The organism is Ruegeria sp. YTSC199 (genome assembly GCF_059609725.1).
Genome location: NZ_JBXWMF010000009.1, coordinates 107,686 through 132,613, shown reverse-complemented (window position 1 = coordinate 132,613; position 24,928 = coordinate 107,686). Strand labels below are relative to the sequence as shown.

The window sequence follows — 24,928 nt, the reverse complement described above, 5'->3', positions numbered from 1 at the left end:
CCACACGCGAATGTACAAAGTAGTTGTAGCAGTATGGCACATACCTCGTCTGCGCTTCACACTACAGATCGAAATCGCAAAGATAGACTGGAGACCGGCGCCAGATCCGAAAAATATGATTCCTGTCAAAGGCATAGATTAACGCCCGCTCCTGAAAAGCAGGTTGTAGTGTTGGCATTTGAAACGCACGGTGGGAGTGGTTCGGCATCTAGACTTTGCAAAGTCTGCTTTCTGCGCATCGCAGACCTTCGCGAGAATTCATGCAAAAAGGCCAAATGGAACCCAAGGTTCCTTATGGAGGCCCTTTGCGGGTTGAGCGCCGCAAGAGGTCATAACCGCAACGACTACGCCAAAAACTAGTCGAATTCATCATTACGGCAGAAAATCGCGCAGCGCGGAACTATGGCAAACTACGCAAGCTTATGGGGTTTGTGAAGTGCTTTGCGCATACCTACAATCGGTGTAGGGGCGCTCATAACGCTGCATCCCCACCATTGATTTTACTCACAAAAATTGAAGACATTCGCCCAAAATATTGCGCGCCATTTGCGCATAAGTTTGCACGATTTGCCCATAACAATACGCTGTTCGAGAAACGCGTTCAATTGATGGTAGTCACCGCACATCTTCTTCAACTAAAACCGGGCGCTTCTCAATCAAGAGTGCTTTCTGATTGGAAATATTCAACCCTGATCATAGAGAAGCAGTTCATTCGCGGGCTTGTGTTAGATCCCGGCTTCAAGAAAGGATATTGCCGTGCCCGCGAAGTGAACGCGTCCAAATCGGCGCGCTCACTCCATTTGGTATTGCCTGTCACTACGGAGGCTAGAGCGATGTATTACTCTGCGGCAACCGCTTCCTCTGCTAGTGCCGGGTAATCGGTGTACCCTTTTTCATTGCCGCCGTAGAGGGTAGTTGGATCGAGCTCATTCAGAGCGGCGCCTTTCTCCAACCGGTTGACAAGATCAGGGTTTGAAATAAACGGCCGGCCAAAGGCCACCAGATCGACGGCTCCGGTTTCAACCGCTTCAACCGCCATTTCCCGGTCATAAGCGTTGTTGCCCATTTTCGCACCGTTAAACAATTCATAGAGCGCCTTCAGATCGCCACCTTCCGGAATATCGCGCGGGCCGCCGGTCTGTCCCTCCACGAGATGGAGATAGGCCAGCCCATAGCCATTCAGCAATTTGACCGCATGGGTGAATGTCGCCTGCGGGTCGCTGTCGGAGATGTTGTTGGCGTCCGAGAATGGGCTGAGGCGGACACCAACGCGGTCGGCGCCCCAGACATCGACAACCACGTCCATGACCTCTTTCAGGAACCGTGCTCTATTCTCGACAGGACCGCCGTATTCGTCTTCACGCTTGTTGGATTCGTCCCGCAGGAATTGATCGATAAGGTATCCGTTGGCTGCATGGACCTCGACACCGTCGAAACCGGCCTCTTTGGCGTTTTCCGCGGCCCTCCGGTAGTCCGCAACGATGCCAGCAATTTCTTCGATGGCCAGAGCCCGCGGTTCAGATGTTTCAACAAACTGCTCACCATCAAACGTCTTGGCCTTAGCTCCAATTGCGGATGGTGCAACAGGAGCGCCACCATCCTGCTGTAAGCTGTAATGCGAAATCCGGCCCACATGCCAAAGCTGGATTACGATCTTCCCGTCCTTGGCATGGACGGCCTCAGTCACTTTTTTCCAGCCGTCGATCTGCGCTTCGGAATAGATGCCGGGCGTCCAGGCGTAGCCTTTGCCTTGGGGCGAGATTTGCGATGCTTCCGTGATGATCAGACCAGCATCTGCCCGCTGCGCGTAGTACTTGGCCTGCAATTCATGGACACTGTCATCCTCGGCTCTTGCCCGGTTGCGGGTCAGTGGCGCCATGACAATGCGGTTTTTCAGCTCGATTGCACCAGCTTTGATGCCGGAGAACAGTTTTTCATCAGCCATTGCTGCTTCCTTCTTGGTAAACTTCGTTCAGATATTATTGTACCGATCAGTCCAATATTAGGGTCACTGTCTCTTGATTGAGTTTGTTTTAGATTTCATTTCCCTATGGTGGCAGGAGGCCTTATGGCGATATCACCAACCGGGCTTGTTTCAGGGTTTGCGATATCTGCTCAGCGGGAACGCCCGCCTTGCGCAAGGCTAGTGTGCCGATTGCAAGGGACGCAAAGGCGCGTGCCTTGTCGAGTGCCTGTCCCGGATCCGAAGGCTCAAGCGCTCTCGCAATAATCTCGTCAATACTCTCCAAATGCTGCCGCCCGAGAGTCGCCACTTCATCATCATGAGGAGCAAGCTCTGTAAGGCAATTGATCAGCATGCAGCCGTCACGACCGCCTTGCGGGTTCGCCAGAGCTTTCATTATCGCACCAACGGGGTCATCTCCGCCCGCATCTGCAACGTCACGCAGAGATTTCAAACCACGCCTTGAATAGTGCCTGAGGGCTTTGTGAAACAAAGCCTGCTTGTTGCCGAACGTTCCATAGAAGCTGGATCGGCTCAAACCCATGGCCTTGGTCAGATCGTCCACAGAAGCGGTCTCGTAGCCCTTGTGCCAAAATACGCACAAGGCTTTCTCCAAAGCCTCGGCTTCGTCGAAGGCACGAGGCCGACCCGGGCCTGCGGTCGACTTGATGTCCGTAACTGGAAGAGTTTCTTTCCTCATGGCTTAGATGTGGAATGATCAGTCCAGAAGTTCAAGATAGCGGTAGAGAATTTTTGGAATATTCAGTCCGAATTGCAGCCACGACAGGAATTTATTAGGTCGGTAGGAATGCAAAACCTCCCCATCGCGCTTGGTGTCACGCCAATATTAGGATCGGGACCTTTTGTTTTTTGCGGGAGTGTCAGAAGAAGAGGATCGTGATCGTGGAAAAGAGAGTTCACCCTCGGCACTAGTTTCCAACACTGGACAGATTGACTGGTGGCTTTGCCCAATGCGTTGATGTTGATCACTCACAAACCAAAGATCGGTTCGGTAGATCCATGGTCAATGCCCTCAACCTGTGAGGATTACTACCCCAATGTGTAACAAAGCCACGAATTCTGAACTGGTTTTACGAGTATAAAAACAGCGGGCCATCGTAAGCAAACCAACAATAATTTCAGTGCGCTAGGTTAAAAAAACGCAGTTAGCTGAAGTTAAGTTTGCCCAATGTGAACTTCTTAACTTTGGTTAGAACGATTTTTTGGCAGTATCGTTTCATGAGTTGTTAGTGAGTTCAGTGAGTAAGTAGATGTATTTGCACAAATTCGAGGGACATTATTGCGCGGTCAATGACATCCGGATGGATGATTTTGCACGTGAGTATCCGTTGTTGGACGATGCCGGCGTGCACGCACAATGGCAGAAGGGCTACTGGCAGATCACGCGGATAGCCGACATCTGGGCACGAACCGGGAAGGTACTTTCTTTGCCTTACAAAGGAGCCAACGCCTATCCATCTTTCCAGTTTGCTGAGGATGGAACCCCGCTTCCTTTGATGGAAAAAGTGTTGAAAGCCCTGCCACGTGAAATGACCCCGTGGCAATGCGCGTTCTGGTTAACCTCACCCAAATTAGAACTCGGAGGGGAAAGCCCTGCAAATCGCATTCAGACCGGCGATGATTGCATAGTCGATATCGCAGGCAAAGCTGGAGATCTGATGGCAGCTTAGTGCTAGCTTTTGGTCACTCATACGTCGTACAGCATCTGGCAAATTCGTGTCTCCTCTGCTTTTTCTGCCTCCGGCAAGAATAGCGAGATCAGGGCGCTTAAATGCCCATTCTCTTCTGAGAGTTCAGAGACAATACCAAGCAGCCCATCAATAAATAAGATTAGCCAAGAGCATACTGAAATACGGGTACTAACTAGGTCTTCGCATATCGATACCCGTTGGAGATAACCCCACCGACAAGTACAACTGCTCCGCAAATCTGTTATCTGCCGCTACGCGTAGCCGAAACTCAACAAACTCGGTTTCTGCATATTTCTGTCAAACAGACTTCACCGCTCAAACACAGCCATCATCTGCCTGCGCAATCGCGCCAGATCCTCATCCACACTAGCGGCAGGATCGCACGCGAATGTTGGCAATGCCTCCACACGGATCGTCCCGCTGCGCGGTAAATGATTGCCGCGTGGAAGTAGACTATCGCTGTCGTGGATGACAATAGGGGTGATCGTGCGACCGGTTTCTCGGGCGACTAAGACAGCACCCGCTTTAAAATCCCCGAGCGATTCTGTTTTGGCTCGGGTGCCTTCTGGGAATAGCACGATGGAACAGCGGGCAGGCATTTCCCTGACAGCCTTTATAAGCGTATCCATGGCCGTTGAACCGGAGTCCCGGTTGATAGGGACGAGACCCGCTCCATCAAAACCAGTACGCAGGAGTTTGCTGTTCCAGAACTCTGCCTTCGCCGCGAAGGTGAACCATTTGGTGTCGGGCACCACGTGCATGAGACTGAATCCATCGAGATGGCTACGGTGGTTGACCACGATGATGCTGTTGGTGTCGGCGGCGAGGGCATTCTTTTCCTCAGGACGCATCTCGACGCGGATGCTGAGGAGCCACAGCAGGCGTGAACATGATCGTTTCACCAGGCGCCAATACCAACCCCGAAACCCTCTGCGCCGAACGCAAAGAAGAGGGACAAAGGCCACGAAGAGGAAATAAAACAGGCCGATAAGAACCAGTATAGCGCGCTTGATTAGGCGTATTGGCAAAGGGTCAATGGCGCGAGTGGCGCGGTCTTGACCGTCAGGTGAAAGGGGCATGACGTCCTCTGATAGGGCCTGTGGCAGGTGCGTAAGCCGTGAATAAAGGCCACCGGAGGTCCTCCGGCAGCGCTTTGACATGCGCCACTTGAGAAGGAAGGCAGCCACCGCACACCTCTCTATCTGTCGAAGTCAATGCCAGATCAATGAGAAAAGACGACGTAGGGGAATGTATCTTGGTGCTTCAGTGTGACTTGAGTACCAACTGACCGGCCTTGGCGTAGTAAATCGGTAAACCGTCAGATGACCGGATTGAGCCCCGCAGCGGGCTTCATTTGCAAGCCATGCTAAGATACCGCCGGTCCAGTCGCACTCCGCTTAGTCGAAATTCAGCTCCGCGGTGATTTTGTGCGGAGAACATGGAGCAGGCGTTCATAGTCCGTTAGGGTTCAGCGGATCAGCGGCGCACTCATTAGCTTCTTTTTCTCGATGTCCAACTCGTCGATTCCTGCATCTCTAAGCAGCCGATGCGTCAGGTGGACCGGGTCGCGACCTGTTTGTATCGACGGCTTGAGAAAGCCCAGAAGCCATCCCGTCAGATCAAATCGGCCAAAATGCTTTGGAGCTACGTTAGCTGCAAAATTCTCAAATTCGTTTTTATCAATGGGTTTCATAGTCGCCTCCAGAAATTGTCTTTCCTCGACCATGCATCGCTGCGACTATCGCACTCAAACGTTGTTACTTGACACCAATTGTTCCAAAAAGTCACAAATAGTTGTGTCGAGACTTTTGCCCCCTCTAAACGCTTTGCGCGCCTTTGAAGCTGCGGGTCGATTAGGCAGTTTCACTAAAGCCGCCGCAGAGTTGGGCGTCTCCCATTCCGCGATTTCCCGGCATGTAAGAGGGCTTGAGGCGCGTCTGAACGTTCATCTCTTCCGCACCCAGAACAGCGGAGTTGCACTGACCGATCAAGGTCGAACATACTTGACCGAGATTACGCCGGCCTTCGACCGGATCGCTCTGGCAACGGAGGTGCTTTCGGTCCCTCCCAAAGGCACCGTGACGCTGACGACAGAAACCACCGTTGCTCAGAAATGGCTAATCCCACGACTTGCAAGCCTTAAGGACCGTCACCCCGAAATTGAACTGAAACTGTCTGTAACCACCGAGGTAATGGATATTGAGGCCCACGATTTCGACATTGGGGTGAGGTATTTGCGAACCGGATCGGTCGAAGGATACGATCTGCTGTTTCAATCTGAAGTTCGGGCTTATGCGGCACCTGGCTTTGCGCCGATTTCAGATGGCAAGTTGGATATCGAGGCGCTTGCTCGCGGCCCTTTGATTGAAGAAGCTACGTTCCGCCTGTGGACTGATTGGTTCAAGCAGGCCGGACTTAAAGAGGTCCCTGACCTCGAATTGCCCCATCCACTTGGCGCGTTGTTGGCAATCCAGTCGGCAGTCGCCGGTCTTGGGGCCGTGTTGATGGACAAGAATTTATGTGGCCCTGAACTCCAATCGGGGGCTTTGGTTGAACTGGCGGACATCGAAATTCCATTCGGCGGGTACTACCTGGCAGTCAACAATCGCGCCGGGCGCCGCAAAGCCGTTCGCGCCGTCCGCCAATGGCTGCTCGACGAATGCGCAAGCGATTAAGGAAACGAAGGGCTGAAAGCCAGTGCTACTGATAAATCGCAATTCGCAAAAGACTTAGACGGTCCCGTCGACTGATACGGCTTTACCCATGTTCAAATACAATCACCAAGCGCAAAAAGCTAACCTTGTGCCAGGTATTTACGCCACTGGTTTTAGGAGATTTGCCGAATGACTAGTTCAGAGATCGTAGTTCGACGAATGTCGGAAGCAGACAATGATGCAATGTCTAAACTGCTTGGTGATGTTTTTAGCAGGCGAGATCCTCCCGCCGTTTCAACTAAGTTCTCGCTTGAAAAGCTCGAAAAGATCGCCGAACTATTTGGATCAAAATCTGCAAAGGAAGGTTTGTCGTCTGTTGCTCTCGATGAAGCTTCTGGTGGGTTCTGTCGCAAACTTTGTTCCACCTGTCAGACTGAGTGTCGTTTTGGTAGCGCATGCTCAGAAAAGACAGGAGCAGACCGTGACCATCTCATTCAAGGGTGCACACTTTCCGAAAGAAGTGATCTTGTACGCTGTTTTCTTCTATCTCCGATACGGCGTTTCATATCGGGATCTGGAAGAAATCATGGCGGAACGCGGTGTTGACCTGGATCACGCGACGCTGAACCGTTGGGTGAGTCGATACGCCGGCCTTGTAGCTGATGCTTCGCGGTACAAGAAGCTTCCTACCGACCGTTCGTGGCGCATGGATGAGACCTATGTGAAAGTGAAGGGTGAGTGGGTTTATCTCTATCGCGCCATAGACAAACACGGCAAAACCCTGGACTTCATGCTATCCAATCGCCGGAACAAAGCTGCTGCAACGAAGTTCTTCGCTCGTGCGCTTGAGGTGAACGGTTTGCCACGGAAGATTGTCATCGACAAAAGCAGCGCAAACACTGCTGGAATCAAATCCATAAACAAGATGTTGAAAGGCTTTGGTTGTCCGATACCGATCGAGATGGTGAGGCAGAAGTATCTCAACAACATCGTTGAACAAGACCATCGATTCATCAAACGTCGGATCAGGCCCATGTTGGGTTTCAAGTCTTTCGATTCAGCTGCATCTGCCCTGGCTGGCATCGAGCCGGACAACATGATCCGCAAAGGTCAATGCACACCCGGACTCTCCCCGTTTCAGCAGTTTGTTCAACTGGTAGGATAATCAACCTGCCTGCGTCGTCTTCTCGTCCTTCAAAGGAATTTGCGACAGAACCCTACTTTGGTCCCACTTGGTTCATTCCAACATTCTTTGTGCCGGTACTTTTGGTCACGCATGTGATGATCTTTGCACGGCTGTTGAAGGCAGTTGGCCCCAAGACAGCCTCGGCATGAGAGGACAGGTTTTGTTCCAGGGCAGGCAGCGCTGCTGCCCGCCCCTCTGAGTCTCACCGGCCCATTCCTGCCGTTCACCGACCGGCTAAGATGCTGCGGTCGCGGCCCGCTTTGCGGTCATTCGCTGCAACGCCGAAAACGGATGACGGGCGAATTCACAGTTCGCGGACTAAGCAGACGAGCGATCAATATCGTAAGCTGGCTTTGGTCTTAATAGAACGGACACCTCAATGGTGGGATCGTACTGACAGTAGCCGAACTGCACAGGCACTGATACTTTCGGGGCTGAGGTCACCCTGCAAGGTAAGAAAATGAAGAGATACTGGTCATTAGCCGCAACCATCCTTCTATCCGTTTCCGCTACGGCAGTAAGTGCCACGGAAGACATTCGACTTGTCGTGCAGATAACAGTGGATGGGCTGCGTGGAGATTTGATTTCCCGGTACAACGCCTCTTTTGGCGATGGAGGGTTTAACAGGCTTCTGAAAAACGGTGTCTGGTACACCGACGCTCACCATAGGCACGCCAACACCGAAACTATTGTCGGCCACGCGACTCTTGCGACTGGGGCATACCCATCTGAACATGGTATGATTGGAAACGCCTGGTTTAACCGGGTTGAGGAGCGTCTGGGGTACAATATTGAGGACCCGGACTTTCCAATGCTAGCTGTTCCCGGCTTTGGGGGTGAGGTCGATCAAGTTGACCCAACACAGGCTGCCGCTACGACCTCAGGCCGTTCGCCTGTCAACCTGCTGGCCACAACCTTCGGAGATGAATTGTCGAAGTCCAATGCGGGCCGATCCAAAGTGTTTTCTGTGTCTGGCAAAGACCGTTCGGCGGTTGCAATGGCCGGACTTGTCGGCAAGGCCTTTTGGATGTCGACGGCCACTGGCGCGTTTGAAACAAGCACGTACTATTATGACGCATATCCTGACTGGGCAAACGATTGGAACGCCAAGCGCCCGGCAGATACGAAAATCGAGAGTGAATGGTGGCCGGAATGCTCGGACGCGCCCTACCTGATGGACAAAGAGGAACGTCCATTCGTAACAAATCTCGGCACGTTCGGTCGTACTTTCCCACATTTCTATGGGACGCCGGAAGATGGGCTCTATTACACACAGGTCCTGGTTTCACCGCATGGAGATCGGATCACGGCGGATTTTGCAAAAACTGTTATCAAAGAAGAAGAACTAGGCCATGACGAGTGGCCCGACTACCTCTCCATCAGTTTCTCGGGCGTGGACGCAACCAACCATTTCTTTGGACCAACCAGCCTGGAAAATGAAGAAATGGTGCGCTGCTTGGACGAGACGCTGGCAGATTTTTTCGCCTTTCTGGATCGAGAAGTCGGACCCGAGAATGTACTTTACGTGCTTTCCGCAGATCATGGCATGCCCGAAGCCCCGGAAGAGATGGCTCAAGCCGGACTCACGACTTTCCGAAACTCCACCGACGTACTGATGGCGGAGGTAAATACCACTATTTCTGATGAATTCGGTGTTGAGGGCGCGATTCAGTTCTTTTTTCGTCCATATGTTTATCTCGACCACAACGCTATATCGTCGGCAGGCACAGACCTCCGGTTGATCGAACGGCGCGTCGCCGAAAGGTTAATGGCTGAACCGGGTATTGAGCTTGCCATGCCGACTGTACCGCTCGCTGAACAACAGGGTCACACGCTGCAGAACCAAATCCGGCGCAATTTCCACCCAACACGCTCTGGAGACATTTACGTTGTGCAGACTCCGTATTCATTTCTGTTTGAGGATGGTCCGATTGCCGTAATGCACGGATCACCTTGGCGCTATGACACTCACGTTCCGATCATCTTCTCTGGGCCCGACATCAAACCGGCCAGAGTAAGTCGTCCAGTTTCAACAGTGGATGTCGCTGTTACACTAAGCAATTTATTGGGCATCAGCCAACCTAGCAGCGCTGCTGGTGAAACGTTGATGGAAATTGGCTCTTCTAGTCCTTAAGCTCGTGAGAAGTATCTGTGAGCTCAGAAACAGCGACCGCTTTCCGCGTGATAGCTTGTGCATTGTGTCACTTCGTCAAGACGTTTAGACGGCGACGGATTGGTGCCGCCGTCTAGACTCATCATTGCCAGCTAGAGAAGACTTCTCGGGTCAACTCGCTTTCAGGACGAAGATTCTCGATACCTTCATACGGCACACCCTTGCCCAGTGGCAGATGGGGGTGCATCGCGATGGTTTTCTGATGGCGCTTGACCATGTCCTGGAAAGATGCACCGGACCATAGTGAATACCCGACAAGCGGATGTTCTTCACGTGGGTCGCGATAGACATTGAACACGGGGGCTGCAGCTCCGGGCTGGCCGGGTGCCGGAAGGTGCATCTTGAACTCTTGCTTGACCACTGATCGCAACGCGGGCCCTTCGTACACATAAACGTAGTCGCGACGCGAATTGCCTTCGCCCTCAAGCAGCAGCGCCGTCTGGTCAATTCCGTCAATCACACGGTCACGCGGAATGCGGTTGGTAGCGCCTGCGATCCGGGCAAAGGTTGTGAACAGGTCCGAGACATGCACGATGTCACCTGCCGCGCTGCCCGGCTCGATTGCGCCCGGCCACCGGATGAACGCATCAGTCCGCACGCCGCCTTCAAGGTGCTGTGTCTTACCGCCGCGATAAATCAGCTGGTTAAGGCCGGATGTTCCTTCGTAGTGATACATCAAGCCATTGTCAGCCATGATCATTACGAGGGTGTTGTCTGCCTTGCCGGTTTCGTCCAGTTTCTCAAGAATCTCGCCGATCCAGCCGTCCAGAACCTGCAACTTGTCGGCATGGAAGCCGCCATTGCGGGAAACTGCCTGATCTGGGTAAGCGAAGTTAAGCGGATAGAGCGGCCAGTATTGCATAAAGAATGGGTCCTCGTGCGAGGCAAGCCGCTCCAGCTGTTCCAGTGCCTGACGCTGATAGCGCAGGTTCATTTCTTCGTATTTCGCCTGTGTCCACTCTTCGCCCGGCGCCATGTCGACCTCACGAGCAAGGCCGCCTGCTTCACCTTCAACGCCGGTTACCAGACCGTAAGGCTTAAACCGCTCGTCGAGCTGGAATTGGTTGGACTGACCGGACGGATGGAAGCCAAGCATGTTGTTGGCAACCATCGCGTCCCGTGTCATCAGGCTGAGCTGAACCTGCTGATGCAAGGGAAAGGCCGCCCAATCAAAACCCTGATTATGCGGGTAAGCCTGTTCAATATCACCCTGATGCCATTTCCCGACATGCGCGGTGTTGTATCCTTCTTCCTTCAGGATTTCGGCAATCGTGATTTCTTCGGCCGCAAGACCTTCACCGACCAGCGCCACTTTGACCTCTTCGACGCCAGCACGCACCGGGTGACGACCGGTCAGCATCGCCGTTCGTGTCGGTGTGCAGGATGGCTCAGTATACATTCTCATCAAAGACATGCCCTCCGTGGCAAAGTCGTTGATGTTTGGCGTATCGAAACCGGTAACGTAGTTCATCGTCCGATTGCCCATCTGACCGAAGCTGACATCGTCTATCAGGATGTAAAGGATATTGGGTGGTTTTCCTCCATTGGTGTCACGGATCTCGGCAAGCTTTGCTTCGATTTCCGTATCTTGAGCGTCCCACTGCTCCCCAAACTGCGCGCGGAGAAACTCGTACTCACCGTCGTGTATGATGGGCGTTTCCTGAGCAAAGCTCGCGCCAGCCACCAGCAACATGGCCGAGGCTTGTTTTAACATTGATCTCATAGGTATCCCCTCCCCAATTAGGATTACATCTTTCCTGCACGCCGCAGCGACTGTGCGATTTCATCCCGAAGACCATCCAAGGATTCGCGGATGTCGCAGGCAAACTGGTACGATTGGCTTCCCGGCTCAGTGTTCATAGAGACGTACTCGTCGCTGAGAAGCTGATAGTCCCGGCAGATTTCATCGAACACCGCGTCCGCACGCCTTAAGTCCGCAATTGCGGCCTGGTGGTTGGGAAACAGGGTATCAACGGCGTTACTCTGCATTTGGATGGCGCATTCGATGGATCAGCGGTTTTCCCAATTGAACAACAAATTCACTTCTCACGATAGGTTTATCGGGGCATAATACGGTGTAATGAGAGGTTTATCTCACTGATAAAATGGATTTATCCGACGACACATCAACGGCTATGATTGATGGTAGCACGCCTGACGCGAAGGACGTGCGGGCCGCTCTTCGGCGGCTTGTCGGGTCCTCGACCTTCGAGGGCTCACAGCGATTGCAGGAATTTCTTGTGTATGTGGTCGAAGAGTTGCTCAATGGCAGGGCCGAAGAAATTCGCGCCAAGACCATTGCGATGGATGTCTACGGTGGGGTTATGTCCGAGATGGCGCGCCGTGAAAACGTGGTGCGCGTGGACGCCGGTCGCCTGCGGCGCAAGTTAGCTGAGTATTACACCGAAGATGGCCGCGACGAGTGCATGGTGTTCCACTTGCCAAAGGGCGGATATGCACCGGTGATATCAGTAAAAGGGCCCAACGCGGCTCAAACAAAAAAAACAGAGCCGAAAACCAGACTGCTCGCTTCGTCTCGCCCGGTCATTTGGTTTACCGGAATTTTCACTCTAGTCTGCTCTGCTGCAACATTTGCGTTGATGTCGATAAAGCAAGAAGCTCCAAATAACTTACCAGTCGATGGCTTGAGCCGAGATGAGCGCGGCGCCATTTTTGATGCATCCCCAATGCGGCTTCAGGCTGTAAATCTAGCCAATGCCGGTCGGGACCTGATCTTTCCGGCCTTGGAGCCCGCGCGACTTAACGCTGCTCTGATCATGTTCAAAGGAGCAATTGATAACGACGACAGCTATTTCGGAGGCCATGCAGGAGCCGCGCAGGTTGCCGCGACGATTGCTGTTCTGACACCGGATTCCGACTTGGCCCGGGACATGTTGGGCTACGCGGATGCGCAGGCCAACAGAGCCATTGAGTTGGCCGCCGAAACTGGTTGGAGCCAGTCCGCAAAAGCCTGGGTCGAGTTTGCCAAGGGTAACTGGCCTGAGGCCATGGAATTTGCACAAAGAGCACAGCGTTTGGCCCCAAACGATGTACATGTGTTGGAGTTCGTGTCGCTGGTCCTGCTTTATTCTGGTTCGTTTGAACAAGTCGTGGCAATTAGCGAGGGCGCACTCTCGAAAATCAACCTGGAACGCGGTTATGTCTTTCAGAACGCGATGGGATCCGCAAAGTTTCATCTGAAGGATTATGAAGGCGCTGTGTCAGCCTTTGAACGGGCAACTGAAAAAGGCGGCCCCGTCGGGCCTGTGACCGTTGCTTACCTTATGGCGGCACATCAGATGCTGGGGAACGAAAGTAAAGCTCGGACTCTATCGCAAAAACTCTCACGTGAGTGGCCAGACAGTCGCGTGGATACGCTGTTTCAAAAGCTGTTTGCCGATCCAAGATACGGGAAAGACCTCGGTGACGCCATGAGACAAGCCAATTGGAAGCCACCAAGTTAGCAATGTAAAATCGAATTCCGGCTACTGGAGTTACTTCGGTACTTTCTAGCAAAGGTGGCAATGAGCAGTTCCGGACGATTTTGCAAAGTGCGCTTTCTGCGCATCGTCGCCATTCACGCCTGGCCGCACGCGGTGGTGACTTCATACGCAGGACGCGCGGTGGCTTGGCTTTGACCTTCACTAATTTAGTGGATTTTGAGGTGTCCTCCACAGCAGGAAGGGTCAGCCCGAAGGGGTTTTTTTGGTGGTTTGAAGGGCATGGTGCACCTCATGACAAAAGAAATCTGAAGTCGCGCAGATACACGCCTGCGAACACCCACAAGGGGTTAGCGTCGTTTGTCCATTGTCAGAGTCCTCCGCAGGAGCGTTTCATTGCGCAATCTGCCAATCCAGGTCAGCGCGCGGCGGGATCAGAGAGTACGTTGGTCCATAGTTAGAATCTCTTTTACGAGAATTCGGAACCTCTCAGACTACAGAGCATCTGTCAAACCTGCACAAGAACCGGGTGCAACGGTTGTCAGACAGTCGGGTGTCGACCCTTTGCTGCCGTTAGTTAACAGGATGAGATGCTGCGGCGCAGCCCGCATAGCTGCCTTTCGCCGCGATCGTGAAATCGAGGGGTTGGCGACTAGTTTTGCGCGGACAATACCGACTTTCAAAAAAACAATTAATTGGCTTCGGCGTATAACTGCCATGCCAGATAGAAGGTTAACTGGTATGGCAGCCATTCGTTGGTTTGTTACAAAAGCAATCCAGTCAAAATGAAAACGCAATTTACGGGTCGTTTTCAGTGCACCACACACAAATGCTTTTCTTGCATTAGTGATTGCGGGCCAACAGTCACCAAGTAATGCGTATCGGCGACATCGCCCAGACCATTGTTGCCTCTTTCTCTGTCTTGTTGCGAAAGCGGTGAGCGATCATCGATGGGTAGGAAAAGCTATCCCCTTCGCGCAAATAAATGACTTCTTCCCCAAGCCTTAGCTCAACTTCGCCGCTTAGGACGATGGCGTGTTGCTCGCCTTCAAATGAATAACCTTCCAGCGGCTCGGGCGGTTCTCCCACACCGGGGCGGAACCGTGATAGAATCAAGTAACAATGACCGGACAACGTGCTGGAAAGCAATTCATCCTCAAAACCCAATTCATCTGGTGAACGCGTGTACATTGCGGACAGCGCTCTACGGTTTTCGCGTCGCACAACGTGTTTGCGCTCAAGGGGGCCATCGCCCGCCTGCGTAGGGAAGAACCAGTTGGGATCGACCGCGAGCGCTTCGCTGATTTCGCCAAGCAGGTCTTCTGACACCTTGGCCGCCCCAAGCTCAATCCGGCTGAGATAGGCTTTGGAACACGATACCATCTCGGACAGGATTTGCAGGGTCAATCCACGCGCTTTGCGCACTTCGCGAATTTCACTTCCGAGCCTTTGGGCGTCGGTCTGGGACACGTCGTTTTTCATGTCTTTAAGATAAATGATTTAGGTTGACTTTTCGAGCAAAAATCAACTTAGTTGAAAAGAGTGTAAAAAATCAACTGATTTTCTACCCGCTGGGAGGATGCTATGCGCTTTGATTTGATTGCCAATTTTAGCCCCGGTGAGACGATTCCCTGGGAGCGTACGCTGGAAATGATCCTCGAACAGTGTTCTCTGGCCGAGCAGGCGGGTTTCACAACGGCGTGGTTCACCGAGCATCACTTTGCCCATAACGGGTATATGAATGCGCCGCCTAACCCGCTCCAAATGGGGACCCACGTGGCCGCGCATTGCAAGAAACTACGGGTTGGAACAGCACCTATCATCCTGCCGGACTGGCATCCTTTGCGCGTGGCCGAAGATGCCGCGATGCTTGATAACATGACGCTGGGTCGGTTTGATTTCGGTGTGGCCAAAGGCATCAATGAACGCTCGACCATCCAGTTCAACAAGGATGCGGACCGGCGCGACAATGCCAAGGTCATGCGGCTTTATCAGGAGAGCCTTGAGATCATACTGAAAGCCTGGACCAACGAAGCGTTCACCCATCACGGTGAGTTTTATCAATTCCCGGTTCCCGGCTGGAAAGAAACCAACCGTTTCTTTGATCCTCTGGACGCGCGTTATCACGGCGAGGATGGCGAATACAAAGCGATGTATGTGCACCCCCGCCCCTACTCCGACCCTCATCCGCCGGTCTGGCTGATGTCGAACGCACCGCCCACATTCAAATTGGCCGGCGAGCGCGGTTGGGGTGTGATCTCGATGGCGGCTGGCCCCAAGGCGACGCTGGCCTGTTGGGAGCTTTACCGCCAGGCACTGTCGCAACGCGAAGGGCGCGACGTGAAGCTGGGCGAAGGCGTCGGAGTCTGCACGGCGTTTTATGTCGGCGAAAGCATTGAAGAAGCGGTGAACACTATCCGCGGCCCTATCAATGCTTACTACGAGTTCCTCGGCGGGTCGCGCCCCAAGGGAGAATGGACCAAGCACGGCTATCTGGACGTGGGCGAAGAGATGACGCCCGAAGATGAGGACATGGATTGGTTCGACTTCCTCAACAAGCGCGGGATCATTGTGGTGGGCGACGCCGAATTTGTCGCGGATCGCTTTGCGGAACGGCAGGAAACCATCGGCCTCGATCACCTCATGCTGATGCAGCAATATACCGGTGTGCCTTACGAAAAAATCCTCGCCAGCTGGCATCGTCTGTTCGAACATGTTGTTCCTAGGTTCGGCACGCAATCCATCGCCCAGAAAAGGATGCTGGAACATGCTTGAGATTTGGGGGCGCCCCTATTCATCGAACGTCATTCCCGTGATTTGGACGGCGAATGAGCTGCGGTTGGACTACACGCTGCAACTGGCAGGGGGCAGCTTTGGCAAGCTCGACACTGAGATGTACGCGCAGATCAATCCCAACAAGATGATACCGGCGATCCGCGACGGTGATTTTGCGCTTTGGGAAAGCCTCGCCATCGTGCGCTATCTCTGTGACCAGTACGGTGCAGGAACGCTTAGTCCGACCGACATTCAAACCCGTGCGATTGCAGATCAGTGGATGGAGTGGTCGGCCAGCCGCGCCTTCGGGCCAGTGATCTATCTGTTCTTTGCAACCGTGCGCACGCAACCCAACCAACGTGACCCGGAAAAGATCGCCAAGCTGCGCGATGAAGCGCATGAGGCCCTGACCATTCTTGACCAGCACCTTGCGGATAAAGCCTATGTCTGCGGCGATAGCTTTACCATGGCGGATATTCCTTTGGGATGCGTGACCTATCGCTATTTCAATGTCGAGGTCGACCGCCCGCCGTTGCCGAACGTCGAGGCCTGGCATCAGCGGCTGGCGGAACGCTCTGCCTATCAGGATCACGTCATGCGCCCTTTCGGGACAAACCCTGATGAATGGGCTGCTCTGGAAAAAGCCTGTGCCCGCGAAGGGGTGCAATGATGGACGTCCGGGACTATCGCCGCGCACTTGGTGCCTTTCCGACGGGGGTGACCATCGTTGCCACCTTTGACGCGAATGGAGAGCCATGGGGCCTGACCGCCAATTCTTTTACTTCAGTCTCACTGCTGCCGCCGGTAATCTCTGTCTGTGTTGCAAAAACGGGCCGCGTGTTCCCAACGCTGTCGCAATCGGACCATTTCGCGGTCAATATCCTGTCGGCCGACCAGAAAGACCTTGCGATGCACTTCGCCAGTGATGTCGAAAACCGGTTTACCGACACCGAATGGACCCCTGGAACCGTGACGCCTTTGATCCCCGGTGCCTCCGCGCAATTAGAGTGTACGGTTCACAGTAGGGTCGACGCAAACGATCATGAGATCTTCTTGGGCCGTGTCATCAACTACACCCACATGCCGGTCCCCCCACTTGTCTTTTGCCGCGGTGCGTTCTTCTCCGCCCCCCAACCAGAGGCTTCGTCATGAGCGATCATCTGAACTATCACACACGCTTCAGCCCCGATGAGTTCGACGCACAATACAATCTCAGGGCTGGACGACCGGACTATGAAGCCACCGTCATTCCTGCATGGAGCAGCGACAGCGAGGCTGCGCGGGCCACATCCGATTGCAGCCTTGATATCCGCTATGGGGAAGGCGAGAAACAAAAGCTGGATGTCTTCCGTTGCCAGGACGCCGCAGCGCCGACACTGGTTTACGTGCACGGTGGCTATTGGCAGCGCGGCGACAAATCAATCTACAGCTTCATTGCACCGCCTTTTGTCGCGGCGGGGTTCAATGTTGTTGTCATCGGCTATGATCTTTGCCCATCCGTCAGCATCACGCGAATTTCTGAAGAAGCCCGCGAAGCGATTGCCTTTATCTGGCGCAACGCACGCGATCTGGGCATCAATCCAGATCGTATCACCATGATGGGTCACTCGGCTGGCGGCCATATCACCCAGATGATGATGGCGACCAATTGGCCAGGTTTCGGCAAGGATCTGCCCGCGGACCTGATCAAATCCGGCATCCCGGTTTCACCGCTCAGCTACCTCGAACCGGTGCGTCTGACCGAGGCCCTCAATGTCGGTATTCGTATGACCCCGGAAGAGGCCGAGGCAGAAAGCCCGATGACCAATCAACCCCCGGTTACAAATGCACCGCAGTTGGTTGTTGTCGGAGGCGCAGAAACGGACGAATTCCACCGCCAAGCACGCATGTATGTCGATAAATACAAGACCCCAGACCGCCAGATTGGCCTCTATTTCGTGCCCGACGTCGATCATTTTGACGAGTTGAACACGCTTGTTGACCCGACGAGTCCCTTCTTCAAACACACATGCAATATGCTTCAAGGAAAAGGACCGCACTCATGACTGCTTTGACCCGAGATCTTGTTGACTCTGTTGGTGATGCTTTCAACGCCAATGACATCGACGCTGTGATGAAGCATTTCGCTGACGATGCTACCTTTGATCACGCCACTGGCCCCGACGAGCATGGCGTCCGGCTTGAAGGTGCCGATACGATCCGCGGCGCCTTCTCCGCGCTGTTCGAAAAAGTTGAAAACGTGCATTGGGAAACGCTGGATTGCGCAATTTCAGGCGACAAGGCCTATTGCGAATATCGTCGAACTGCGACGCATAAGGATGGCACGAAGGAAGAATTCCTGAGCGTCGATATCCTGACCTACCGCGATGGGCTGATTGTCCACAAGGACACGTACTACAAGCAACGCACAAGCTGATCGATTAACCCCTGATGCGACCAGACATGCGACAGTTTGGTAGGGCCCCTGACGCCGCTTGCACTAGCCCAATCACGGGCGGGCTTCGAGCAATTTTCAGGATGCAAGCGACCAACAAAGGTCATGCCGCCGTCGTCAACGATAGCAAAACGCGGTTCGCGCCCGTTCACGCGTCGCACAGCATTTGTTGTATTGGGCTAAGAGCCGACTCCAGAGGCGGTGCGGCATCTGAGGGTGCTCAGTTAGGTAATCCGGCGAGGACGACCCATACCTGCCGTTGGCCTATAGGCTCTTTGCCGTGGTGCGGCCCGCCAAACCAGTCGTTCGCTCCAAAAGTTTGTGACACAACCAAGAAGACTGGGAACATGCTTACGGTTCAACCTCTTCTAGGTCATACGAAAATGGACAGTACAGTCAGGAATCTGGGCGCTGAGTTGGAAGACGCGTTTGTGGTTGCAAAAGCTATTGACGTCTAATGACGTGGGCAGCTCCACTCTCATGGAGCGGTCGCTGCCCACATTCCAGACATTCAATGAACGCGCAGTATCCGGGAGGCAAGAATTCACTCGGCACCGGCCAAATCTGCCGGTCCACTTTTCTCGGCCAGCACTTATTCTTCGGCCGTCTTATATATGGTTAGATTCTCCAGAAAGGCGACGATTTTACTTTGTTCGCTTTCGCTGAGGTGGTTGTAGGCAGTGGCGCTGTCTAAGGCGTCACCCGCATGACTCACAATTGCCTCTTGCAGAGTGGTTGCCCGACCATCGTGTAGCCAGGGTCCAGTTGCACCGACACCCGCCAGTGATCGCGTCAGAAACATAGATGCCCCCAACCCAAGAGGGTCATCGGGATCCGCCAAATCGGAACCCATATCGTGTCGTTTGAAATCTGTGTACCATCGGGCCACTGGCTCACCTTCGGCATTCTGCCCCATTGCACCCAGATGGTGGATTGAACCGTTCGGCAGCTTAATCGAGTTGTTGGGTTGATCTCCGGCCAGATTGAACGTGATTGCACTGACGACGTTCAGGCCATGAGTATTCGGGTCAGATCCATCTGGAAACCTGGCATCGTAGAAACCCGGAATTTCGCTGGGTTCTTTGAACGTTGTATCCCGAAGGTTCATCTCTGGCGTGTGACAACTTGTGCAGCCGGTTTGAGCGAATAGCGCCTCTCCTGCCAGAATATCGTTTCTTTCGGACCCAGAAAGATCGATCAAACCCAGATCGGCCAGTTCAATCTTGGTTACTGGCCGTTCGAGGGCCGCCATGTATACTGTGAGCGCCGTCACATCGCCGACGGTCAACTCATTCACCACACCATCGAAATCGCCATCCTGGCCTCCGACAAGCTCGACGGCCTGTAATCCCAGTTCATTGTGCGCAGCATTCCTCGTGAATGCTCTGATCGTTGCATGATTACCTTTCCATCCAAACGGTTTGATCACGAGGTCCGGGTCGATGCCACTCAATTCGCTGGAATCCGTGCCGACGGTACAAGGGTCTTGCGAAGTACGGGTCAGTGTCAACGTTCCAAAGTCTACCCCCTTGGACTCTAACTGAACTGAGGCGCGACCCGAGTTGCAGGCAACCTGATGGGCTGCATCACGCTGTTGATACAGGTCCGCGCTAATTTCCTCTGCAAGCCGCTGAGGGATACCAAGCGCAAACAGGGGGAGTGTATTTCTCTCAAGATATCTGGTTGCGTCGCCCGTATGCGCGGGATCCACAAGAACGTTCATTGCAACGTCACCCGCCCCATTGGCAATCGGTGCGTTATGACAGGCAATACAAGATGTCGCGTTAGCCCCTCCTTCGCGCTTCGGAAAATGCGAAGCCCACTCCGATGGGTCGGCGAGATCAGCCCGGGGAATACGCGTAAAACGACGGCCCTCGCCGATATTAGCACCGACCCCGCGCGCTGCGTCAAAGCTGAACTCGGTTAGTTCATCCCCTGCCTCGAAGGCCTCTAGAAACGCCTTGGTTGCCTCTCCGTTCTGTATCATGCGCGATAATTTGTGCTGATCGACGGGCGCAGGTTCCTCATCTGCTAAGACCGCCATAGGTGTTAGGCTTGCCATAACAAAGCACAGAATTCTTGGTCGCATATTGTGTCCACTTCTCGGTTGCTGGCCAGTCTATTAGTGACGGCTGAAGGAACTTGAGTGGCATGTTTTTCCACCTGAAAACCATTGAACCCAGGCTGCGAATGCGCGGTCTAAGCCAAAGTCATATAGACGTCTGACACCGAAAACTTCACCGTGAAGAACACATTGTGAGCGTGTCGATCTTGAGCATTTCGGCCCTGCTACACCGATCTATGACTTTGGCTTATGGCGCCAAAAATCAGGCTCGCGTCCAGTATTCCGATCGTAGTTTTCACTGCATCTAGGCTTCACGGCGCCAATCCAAGCCGCGTTAAAACTTACAAACAGGAAGAACAAACATGCGTACTCTCTTACTCCCTCACAGCCCGTTGATCCTTGCAGCTCTAATCACCGCAGTGTCGTTCCAGCCGCTACTTGCCAAAAGCATCTCGGTTGTTGACCCGAGTACAGGCGAAACCGTCGAGCTGTCCGAAGTGGATTTCGAAGCATTGTCCGAGGAAGAACGTGCCGATATTCGGGATCAGCTGAAAGAACAGGGAGTCCAGCCCCGAGGCCGTGATCGGAACGCCATTGATATTTCAGAGGTTGAGGTCGTCGACCCTTCAACCGGTGAAACCGTGGCGCTGGGGGATATCGACCACTCGAGCCTGAACCCCGAAGATCGGCGGAACATCGGCGATCAGCTGGCCGAACAAGGGATCCCAGCAGGGCGCGACGGTGAAGGCCGAAGTGCAGACTCCGGCGGCGAGACGGCTGACTCTGGTGAAAGGGGCGGCAGTGGCGAAGGTCGTGGAGGTCGCGGCGGCGAAGGTCGTGGCGGCCACGGCGGTCGAGGCGGTCCTCGCGGGTAACATAAAGCCACCGCGCACCGGTTGACACGGTGCGCGGTAACCACTTAGCCAATGTGCAAATGTACGGGAACTTTATGATGCGTAGATCACATATCCTCGCAAGCCTGGCGGTGTTCATGCTATTGCACTCGCCGGCGCAGGCTCAGGTTTCCGTTGCTGACGGCGTCATCGCGCGGATTGAGGCCGAAGGTTTCACGGTCGACGAAGTAAAACGGTCTTGGCTCGGCCGTATCGTCATCACCGCGAGTGATCAGAATGAACTGCGCGAAGTGGTGCTGAACCGTACGTCCGGAGAGGTTTTGCGAGACCAAAGGTTCTCAAAGGAAACACATGGCGACGAGCGCCCTGCTCCGCCAGCCAATGAACCAGACAAACGTGCCCAACCGAGCGAACCAAATACGCATAGCGGCCCCAAAGGGGCTGGCAAATCCGATGGCCCCAAAGGGGATGGCAAATCCGGCGGTCCCAAAGGTGGCGGCGGACATGGCGGCCACGGAAAAAACGGTGGGTGATCTGACATGAGGCAACCTGCTGAAACGGAATTGACCTGCACAGAGTGCCGCGCATGATGAACCGCGCATGGGTCGTGTGGACCCTTGTCCTCATCCAGTGCCTGTGTGGTGCGTATTTCCTGTGGGAAATCCTGGCATCTATTTTGGGCATCCCATCGGTTCCGCTACGTTGGAGTGTGCGAGAGCTTGTCGAAGCAGGCGCCAGTATCGGGCTGATACTTGGTGCATTTATGGGTGTCCGGCTTGCGCTCGTGGCCCAAAAAGCGACACATCGGGCCGAAACTGCCCGCCGGATCACGTCCGGCGAGTTCACAACTGTAGCAGAGGCGTATTTCGAGAAGCTCGGCCTGACTGGCGCGGAAACAGAGATCGCATGGCTTGTTCTGAAGGGGATGTCTATGGCTGAAATCGCCAATCTGAGGCAAACCCGAATTGGAACTGTTAAGGCTCAATGTACTGCGATTTACAGAAAGGCAGGAGTGTCTGGCAAAAGCCAATTGATCTCACAGCTCGTTGAGGATCTCCTGTTCTAGACACAAGTTGGATCAGATGGCGCTATGGCACTCACTCGATGCAGCGCATCAACATCACGTAGAAATCCAGAATCTGCTCCTCTGCACGCAATAATAGGCTTGCACGGGAAGTCGAAGACGGACGGCTTACTTGGATATCTTGGTGCCGAAATCTACGATGAAGCAGCAATTCCAGTACTCATTGCAATTTGGTCATACGGCTAAAGCTGTGGGCGGCCCATTCCGGACTTAGAACCGGCGGTCAAGATGCTGCGATGCTGCCCGTCGAACCTTCAATTTGCTGCGAGCGCGAAACCAACGTTCAGGCGAACTCACAGATAGCGGACTAGCTGAGCATTCAACTCTTTAGAACGAGCAGCCGCTTAGCGGTAAGCGCTGCGTTGATCACACGCTACCTTCTCCGCCACCATCGTCTTGACTTTGTGCCGCTGATCGACTGCTCGTAATACTTGACGTCCTCTTCGCAGATCGAAATGGATGTGATCGTTTGATTGTCTTCGCTTAAATGTCCAATCAGGACTTGGCTCAACGATATTGGTTTTTGGGTACGCAGGGGTTTGGGTGAAGCAAACGATGTCTCATCCGGCTCGCAAGCATGGGGCATGGGCAAAATGATAACATTTTCGAGGCAGTCGGAATGAGTGGTTTTACCTTTGATCGCAGAGGTCTTTATCGTTTCGAACATGGGTTCTGAAAATCGGCATTTTGCGCTGAAATACCTGCCGTCGGTTGGCCAGTCTTTCCACCCCATTCTGTGATGCTGAAAAACGAACAATTTTGACATTGGTGCAAGATCTGATGACTTGCCCAAATCAACATTCAGTTGCAGATTGACCGCTTCGTTGTCTGGAAAAACTTTCAACCATTGCTTCTTCAGGCTGGGAAGCCCGCCTGCACCCAATGCCAAATGCCCCTTAGGCCAATCTATTTGAGAACAAAAAAGGCCTCCCACAAAAATATGCCCCTTAAACAAGCTAGAGACTTGTTCTACCGGAAAATTTGATATCCGCACGTTGTTTGCGACATAGCTATCTGAAGTATTTCCTAGCCAATCTTCCATGTTGTTTTCATTTCCCCAACTGCCCAAGGAAGCAATTCTCCGACCCGGCTTTGCCTATGACCATTGACGATGGCTGTCAGGGAATGTGCCAAATAACTATGCGGTTCAATTCCGTTCAACTTACAGGTCTCAATCAAGGAGGCAAGGATGGCCCAGTTCTGAGCCCCGGCTTCATGCCCCGCAAAGAGAGCGTTTTTCCTGTTTAGGGCGATTGGGCGGATTGTCCGCTCAATGCTGTTGGAATCCAATTCCACGCGACCATCGTCCAGGAACATAGTCAGGCCCGCCCAATGTTTGGCAATGTAGCTCAGTGCCTCGCCGATGGGTGATTTGGCGGAGACGTGCGAGCGCTGCTCTCTAAGCCAGATCTCCATTTGATCGATGATTGGTTTTGAGCGCTCCTGCCGCATTGCGCCCCGAGCATCCGGGCTTTGACCTCCGATTTCCTTTTCGATGCGGTAGAGTGTCTGGATTTGTGCGATGCCTTCATCGGCAATCAGGGTGGCTTTGCCAGCTTTCGCGACATCAAAGAGCTTGCGGCGCGCATGCGCCCAGCAGTGAGCCAACCGGATCGCGCCTTCCTGCCGTTTGAGCAGGCGGTTGTATTCGGCATTGCCATCGACCTGGAGCGTGCCATTGAAGCCAGCTAGGATTTGCTTTGCATATTCACCGGCGCGGCCCGGTGCATAAGTGAAGGATACGCCGGGTGGATCATCCCCGCTCCATGGTCGATCATCGCGGGCGAGAGCCCAGAAGTATCCGGTTTTGGTTTTTTGCGACCGGGATCGAGGACCGGGGCCACGGTCTCATCCATGAACAGCTTGGTTGACCGCTTCAAATCGACCAACAGCGCGTCATAGACGGGCCGCAGTTCGAAGGCTGCCCGGCCAACCCAGGTTGCAAGGGTCGAGCGATCCAGATCAATGCCTTGCCGGGCGTATATCTGAGCCTGACGATACAGGGGAAGATGATCCGCATATTTGCTGACGATCACATGGGCTATTGTCGCCTCGGTTGGCATCCCACCAGAGATCAGATGCGCCAAAGCAGGAGCCTGTACGATACCCTCTTCGCAGGAGCGGCAGGCATACTTTGGACGGCGGGTGACAATCACGCGGAACTGGGCCGGGATGATATCAAGCTGCTCGCTGCCATCCTCGCCAATGATATGCCGCTCAGTACCACAGCCGCAAATCGTGCTTTCCGGCTCAATCACTTCCTCGATGCGCGGCAAATGTTTGGGCAATGATCCTCGGTTGGACTTGCGCGACTTCGACGTTCGCGTCGGCGTGACGAACGGATTGGCTTCACCCTCGGCCTCGACTTGGGCAATCCCGGATTCGATATCTTCCAGAGCCAACTCGAACTGATCTGGATCGGCTTTCTCGGATTTACGACCAAAGAGCGCTTTCCTGAGCGCCACAACCAGCGTTTCCAGACGCGCATTCTGCTCGCCCTGGGCCACAATCATGGCTTTGAGCGCATCAATGTCATCGGGAAGATCTGCCGTCGCAATCATGGTCATGATCTACCAAAACGGACACCC

At 53.7% G+C, this 24,928-nt stretch carries 23 protein-coding genes and 2 pseudogenes; 15 read left to right on the top strand and 10 right to left on the bottom strand.

The window, feature by feature from the left end; all coding sequences use genetic code 11:
- Positions 1–838: 838 nt before the first annotated feature.
- Entirely contained in the window at positions 839–1,945 is a 1,107-nt protein-coding gene (locus tag AC2FEE_RS10985) for an alkene reductase (protein ID WP_496865152.1), read from the bottom strand.
- 121 nt (positions 1,946–2,066) lie between these two features.
- Positions 2,067–2,663, bottom strand: coding sequence for a TetR/AcrR family transcriptional regulator (locus AC2FEE_RS10980; RefSeq protein ID WP_496865150.1), 597 nt, complete (start codon positions 2,661–2,663; stop codon positions 2,067–2,069).
- A gap of 622 nt (positions 2,664–3,285) precedes the next feature.
- Here AC2FEE_RS10980 and AC2FEE_RS10975 point away from each other — a divergent pair.
- Positions 3,286–3,654, top strand: a complete 369-nt coding sequence (locus AC2FEE_RS10975; RefSeq protein WP_496865148.1) for a hypothetical protein — start codon at positions 3,286–3,288, stop codon at positions 3,652–3,654.
- Between the two features lie 329 nt (positions 3,655–3,983).
- On the opposite strand, the gene AC2FEE_RS10970 is transcribed toward AC2FEE_RS10975, so the two are convergent.
- Both AC2FEE_RS10970 and AC2FEE_RS10965 read right to left on the bottom strand, forming a co-directional pair.
- On the bottom strand, positions 3,984–4,754 hold the full coding sequence (locus AC2FEE_RS10970; protein WP_496865147.1) for a lysophospholipid acyltransferase family protein: 771 nt from the start codon (positions 4,752–4,754) through the stop codon (positions 3,984–3,986).
- Between the two features lie 389 nt (positions 4,755–5,143).
- Positions 5,144–5,368: a hypothetical protein gene (locus tag AC2FEE_RS10965; RefSeq protein ID WP_496865146.1), complete on the bottom strand. Its 225-nt coding sequence runs from the start codon at positions 5,366–5,368 to the stop codon at positions 5,144–5,146.
- 103 nt (positions 5,369–5,471) lie between these two features.
- Between AC2FEE_RS10965 and AC2FEE_RS10960 the strand changes: the two genes are divergently transcribed.
- From AC2FEE_RS10960 to AC2FEE_RS10945, 4 genes are all read left to right on the top strand, one after another.
- Complete coding sequence (locus AC2FEE_RS10960; RefSeq protein ID WP_496865144.1) at positions 5,472–6,350, top strand: LysR substrate-binding domain-containing protein; 879 nt, start codon at positions 5,472–5,474, stop codon at positions 6,348–6,350.
- Between the two features lie 460 nt (positions 6,351–6,810).
- Positions 6,811–7,494: an IS6 family transposase gene (locus tag AC2FEE_RS10955; protein WP_496865209.1), complete on the top strand. Its 684-nt coding sequence runs from the start codon at positions 6,811–6,813 to the stop codon at positions 7,492–7,494.
- The gene (locus tag AC2FEE_RS10950; protein ID WP_496865142.1) at positions 7,443–7,664 is read left to right on the top strand and encodes a DUF8737 domain-containing protein; all 222 of its coding nucleotides are present in this window, start codon (positions 7,443–7,445) and stop codon (positions 7,662–7,664) included. Before AC2FEE_RS10955 ends, AC2FEE_RS10950 begins: the two co-directional genes overlap by 52 nt.
- 311 nt (positions 7,665–7,975) lie before the next feature.
- Positions 7,976–9,649 carry an alkaline phosphatase family protein gene (locus AC2FEE_RS10945; protein ID WP_496865141.1) on the top strand — a complete coding sequence of 558 codons (1,674 nt, stop codon included), beginning with the start codon at positions 7,976–7,978 and terminating at the stop codon, positions 9,647–9,649.
- 121 nt (positions 9,650–9,770) lie between these two features.
- Here the strand turns inward: AC2FEE_RS10945 and AC2FEE_RS10940 are convergent, their stop codons facing one another.
- Positions 9,771–11,411, bottom strand: coding sequence for a sulfatase-like hydrolase/transferase (locus AC2FEE_RS10940; protein WP_496865139.1), 1,641 nt, complete (start codon positions 11,409–11,411; stop codon positions 9,771–9,773).
- 23 nt (positions 11,412–11,434) lie between these two features.
- Complete coding sequence (locus tag AC2FEE_RS10935) at positions 11,435–11,677, bottom strand: hypothetical protein (RefSeq protein ID WP_496865138.1); 243 nt, start codon at positions 11,675–11,677, stop codon at positions 11,435–11,437.
- Positions 11,678–11,823: 146 nt separating this feature from the next.
- Here AC2FEE_RS10935 and AC2FEE_RS10930 point away from each other — a divergent pair, with 146 nt between their 5' ends.
- Positions 11,824–13,152 (top strand): tetratricopeptide repeat protein, encoded by a 1,329-nt coding sequence (locus AC2FEE_RS10930; RefSeq protein ID WP_496865137.1) that lies wholly within the window; start codon positions 11,824–11,826, stop codon positions 13,150–13,152.
- A gap of 840 nt (positions 13,153–13,992) precedes the next feature.
- Here AC2FEE_RS10930 and AC2FEE_RS10925 read toward each other — a convergent pair.
- Positions 13,993–14,610, bottom strand: coding sequence for a helix-turn-helix domain-containing protein (locus AC2FEE_RS10925; protein ID WP_496865136.1), 618 nt, complete (start codon positions 14,608–14,610; stop codon positions 13,993–13,995).
- A 102-nt stretch (positions 14,611–14,712) separates the two neighbouring features.
- Between AC2FEE_RS10925 and AC2FEE_RS10920 the strand changes: the two genes are divergently transcribed.
- The 6 genes and pseudogenes from AC2FEE_RS10920 to AC2FEE_RS10895 all read left to right on the top strand — a co-directional run.
- Positions 14,713–15,903: an LLM class flavin-dependent oxidoreductase gene (locus AC2FEE_RS10920; RefSeq protein WP_496865135.1), complete on the top strand. Its 1,191-nt coding sequence runs from the start codon at positions 14,713–14,715 to the stop codon at positions 15,901–15,903.
- Entirely contained in the window at positions 15,896–16,573 is a 678-nt protein-coding gene (locus AC2FEE_RS10915; protein ID WP_496865133.1) for a glutathione S-transferase family protein, read from the top strand. Before AC2FEE_RS10920 ends, AC2FEE_RS10915 begins: the two co-directional genes overlap by 8 nt.
- Positions 16,570–17,055 (top strand): flavin reductase family protein, encoded by a 486-nt coding sequence (locus AC2FEE_RS10910; RefSeq protein ID WP_496865132.1) that lies wholly within the window; start codon positions 16,570–16,572, stop codon positions 17,053–17,055. Before AC2FEE_RS10915 ends, AC2FEE_RS10910 begins: the two co-directional genes overlap by 4 nt.
- Entirely contained in the window at positions 17,052–17,948 is an 897-nt protein-coding gene (locus AC2FEE_RS10905) for an alpha/beta hydrolase (protein ID WP_496865131.1), read from the top strand. The genes AC2FEE_RS10910 and AC2FEE_RS10905 overlap by 4 nt, the downstream gene beginning before the upstream one ends.
- Positions 17,945–18,319 carry a nuclear transport factor 2 family protein gene (locus AC2FEE_RS10900; RefSeq protein WP_496865129.1) on the top strand — a complete coding sequence of 125 codons (375 nt, stop codon included), beginning with the start codon at positions 17,945–17,947 and terminating at the stop codon, positions 18,317–18,319. Before AC2FEE_RS10905 ends, AC2FEE_RS10900 begins: the two co-directional genes overlap by 4 nt.
- 332 nt (positions 18,320–18,651) lie before the next feature.
- Positions 18,652–18,795: pseudogene (locus AC2FEE_RS10895) on the top strand (integrase); the annotation flags it as partial.
- Between the two features lie 134 nt (positions 18,796–18,929).
- On the opposite strand, the gene AC2FEE_RS10890 reads toward AC2FEE_RS10895, so the two are convergent.
- Entirely contained in the window at positions 18,930–20,324 is a 1,395-nt protein-coding gene (locus tag AC2FEE_RS10890) for a di-heme oxidoredictase family protein (RefSeq protein WP_496865127.1), read from the bottom strand.
- Positions 20,325–20,764: 440 nt separating this feature from the next.
- Here AC2FEE_RS10890 and AC2FEE_RS10885 point away from each other — a divergent pair, with 440 nt between their 5' ends.
- The 3 genes from AC2FEE_RS10885 to AC2FEE_RS10875 all read left to right on the top strand — a co-directional run bounded on the left by AC2FEE_RS10885 (position 20,765) and on the right by AC2FEE_RS10875 (position 22,322).
- Positions 20,765–21,277 carry a hypothetical protein gene (locus tag AC2FEE_RS10885; RefSeq protein WP_496865125.1) on the top strand — a complete coding sequence of 171 codons (513 nt, stop codon included), beginning with the start codon at positions 20,765–20,767 and terminating at the stop codon, positions 21,275–21,277.
- A gap of 77 nt (positions 21,278–21,354) precedes the next feature.
- Positions 21,355–21,789, top strand: coding sequence for a hypothetical protein (locus tag AC2FEE_RS10880; RefSeq protein WP_496865123.1), 435 nt, complete (start codon positions 21,355–21,357; stop codon positions 21,787–21,789).
- A 53-nt stretch (positions 21,790–21,842) separates the two neighbouring features.
- A complete protein-coding gene (locus AC2FEE_RS10875) occupies positions 21,843–22,322 on the top strand; it encodes a helix-turn-helix transcriptional regulator (protein WP_496865121.1) in 480 nt (159 codons plus the stop codon).
- Between the two features lie 391 nt (positions 22,323–22,713).
- Here AC2FEE_RS10875 and AC2FEE_RS10870 read toward each other — a convergent pair whose 3' ends face one another.
- Positions 22,714–23,382, bottom strand: a complete 669-nt coding sequence (locus AC2FEE_RS10870; RefSeq protein WP_496865119.1) for a hypothetical protein — start codon at positions 23,380–23,382, stop codon at positions 22,714–22,716.
- Positions 23,367–24,901 (bottom strand): annotated as a pseudogene (gene tnpC / locus AC2FEE_RS10865) (IS66 family transposase). Before tnpC ends, AC2FEE_RS10870 begins: the two are co-directional and overlap by 16 nt.
- Positions 24,902–24,928 lie beyond the last annotated feature (27 nt).

Coding starts and splice junctions, on each gene's coding strand:
- AC2FEE_RS10870 (WP_496865119.1), bottom strand. CDS start 23,382: ATGGAAGATTGGCTAGGAAATACTTCAGATAGCTATGTCGCAAACAAC.
- AC2FEE_RS10900 (WP_496865129.1), top strand. CDS start 17,945: ATGACTGCTTTGACCCGAGATCTTGTTGACTCTGTTGGTGATGCTTTC.
- AC2FEE_RS10925 (WP_496865136.1), bottom strand. CDS start 14,610: ATGAAAAACGACGTGTCCCAGACCGACGCCCAAAGGCTCGGAAGTGAA.
- AC2FEE_RS10930 (WP_496865137.1), top strand. CDS start 11,824: ATGATTGATGGTAGCACGCCTGACGCGAAGGACGTGCGGGCCGCTCTT.
- AC2FEE_RS10940 (WP_496865139.1), bottom strand. CDS start 11,411: ATGAGATCAATGTTAAAACAAGCCTCGGCCATGTTGCTGGTGGCTGGC.
- AC2FEE_RS10890 (WP_496865127.1), bottom strand. CDS start 20,324: ATGATACAGAACGGAGAGGCAACCAAGGCGTTTCTAGAGGCCTTCGAG.
- AC2FEE_RS10905 (WP_496865131.1), top strand. CDS start 17,052: ATGAGCGATCATCTGAACTATCACACACGCTTCAGCCCCGATGAGTTC.
- AC2FEE_RS10965 (WP_496865146.1), bottom strand. CDS start 5,368: ATGAAACCCATTGATAAAAACGAATTTGAGAATTTTGCAGCTAACGTA.
- AC2FEE_RS10885 (WP_496865125.1), top strand. CDS start 20,765: ATGCGTACTCTCTTACTCCCTCACAGCCCGTTGATCCTTGCAGCTCTA.
- AC2FEE_RS10915 (WP_496865133.1), top strand. CDS start 15,896: ATGCTTGAGATTTGGGGGCGCCCCTATTCATCGAACGTCATTCCCGTG.
- AC2FEE_RS10950 (WP_496865142.1), top strand. CDS start 7,443: ATGCACACCCGGACTCTCCCCGTTTCAGCAGTTTGTTCAACTGGTAGG.
- AC2FEE_RS10975 (WP_496865148.1), top strand. CDS start 3,286: ATGGATGATTTTGCACGTGAGTATCCGTTGTTGGACGATGCCGGCGTG.
- AC2FEE_RS10875 (WP_496865121.1), top strand. CDS start 21,843: ATGATGAACCGCGCATGGGTCGTGTGGACCCTTGTCCTCATCCAGTGC.
- AC2FEE_RS10935 (WP_496865138.1), bottom strand. CDS start 11,677: ATGCAGAGTAACGCCGTTGATACCCTGTTTCCCAACCACCAGGCCGCA.
- AC2FEE_RS10910 (WP_496865132.1), top strand. CDS start 16,570: ATGATGGACGTCCGGGACTATCGCCGCGCACTTGGTGCCTTTCCGACG.
- AC2FEE_RS10980 (WP_496865150.1), bottom strand. CDS start 2,663: ATGAGGAAAGAAACTCTTCCAGTTACGGACATCAAGTCGACCGCAGGC.
- AC2FEE_RS10945 (WP_496865141.1), top strand. CDS start 7,976: ATGAAGAGATACTGGTCATTAGCCGCAACCATCCTTCTATCCGTTTCC.
- AC2FEE_RS10880 (WP_496865123.1), top strand. CDS start 21,355: ATGCGTAGATCACATATCCTCGCAAGCCTGGCGGTGTTCATGCTATTG.
- AC2FEE_RS10985 (WP_496865152.1), bottom strand. CDS start 1,945: ATGGCTGATGAAAAACTGTTCTCCGGCATCAAAGCTGGTGCAATCGAG.
- AC2FEE_RS10970 (WP_496865147.1), bottom strand. CDS start 4,754: ATGCCCCTTTCACCTGACGGTCAAGACCGCGCCACTCGCGCCATTGAC.
- AC2FEE_RS10920 (WP_496865135.1), top strand. CDS start 14,713: ATGCGCTTTGATTTGATTGCCAATTTTAGCCCCGGTGAGACGATTCCC.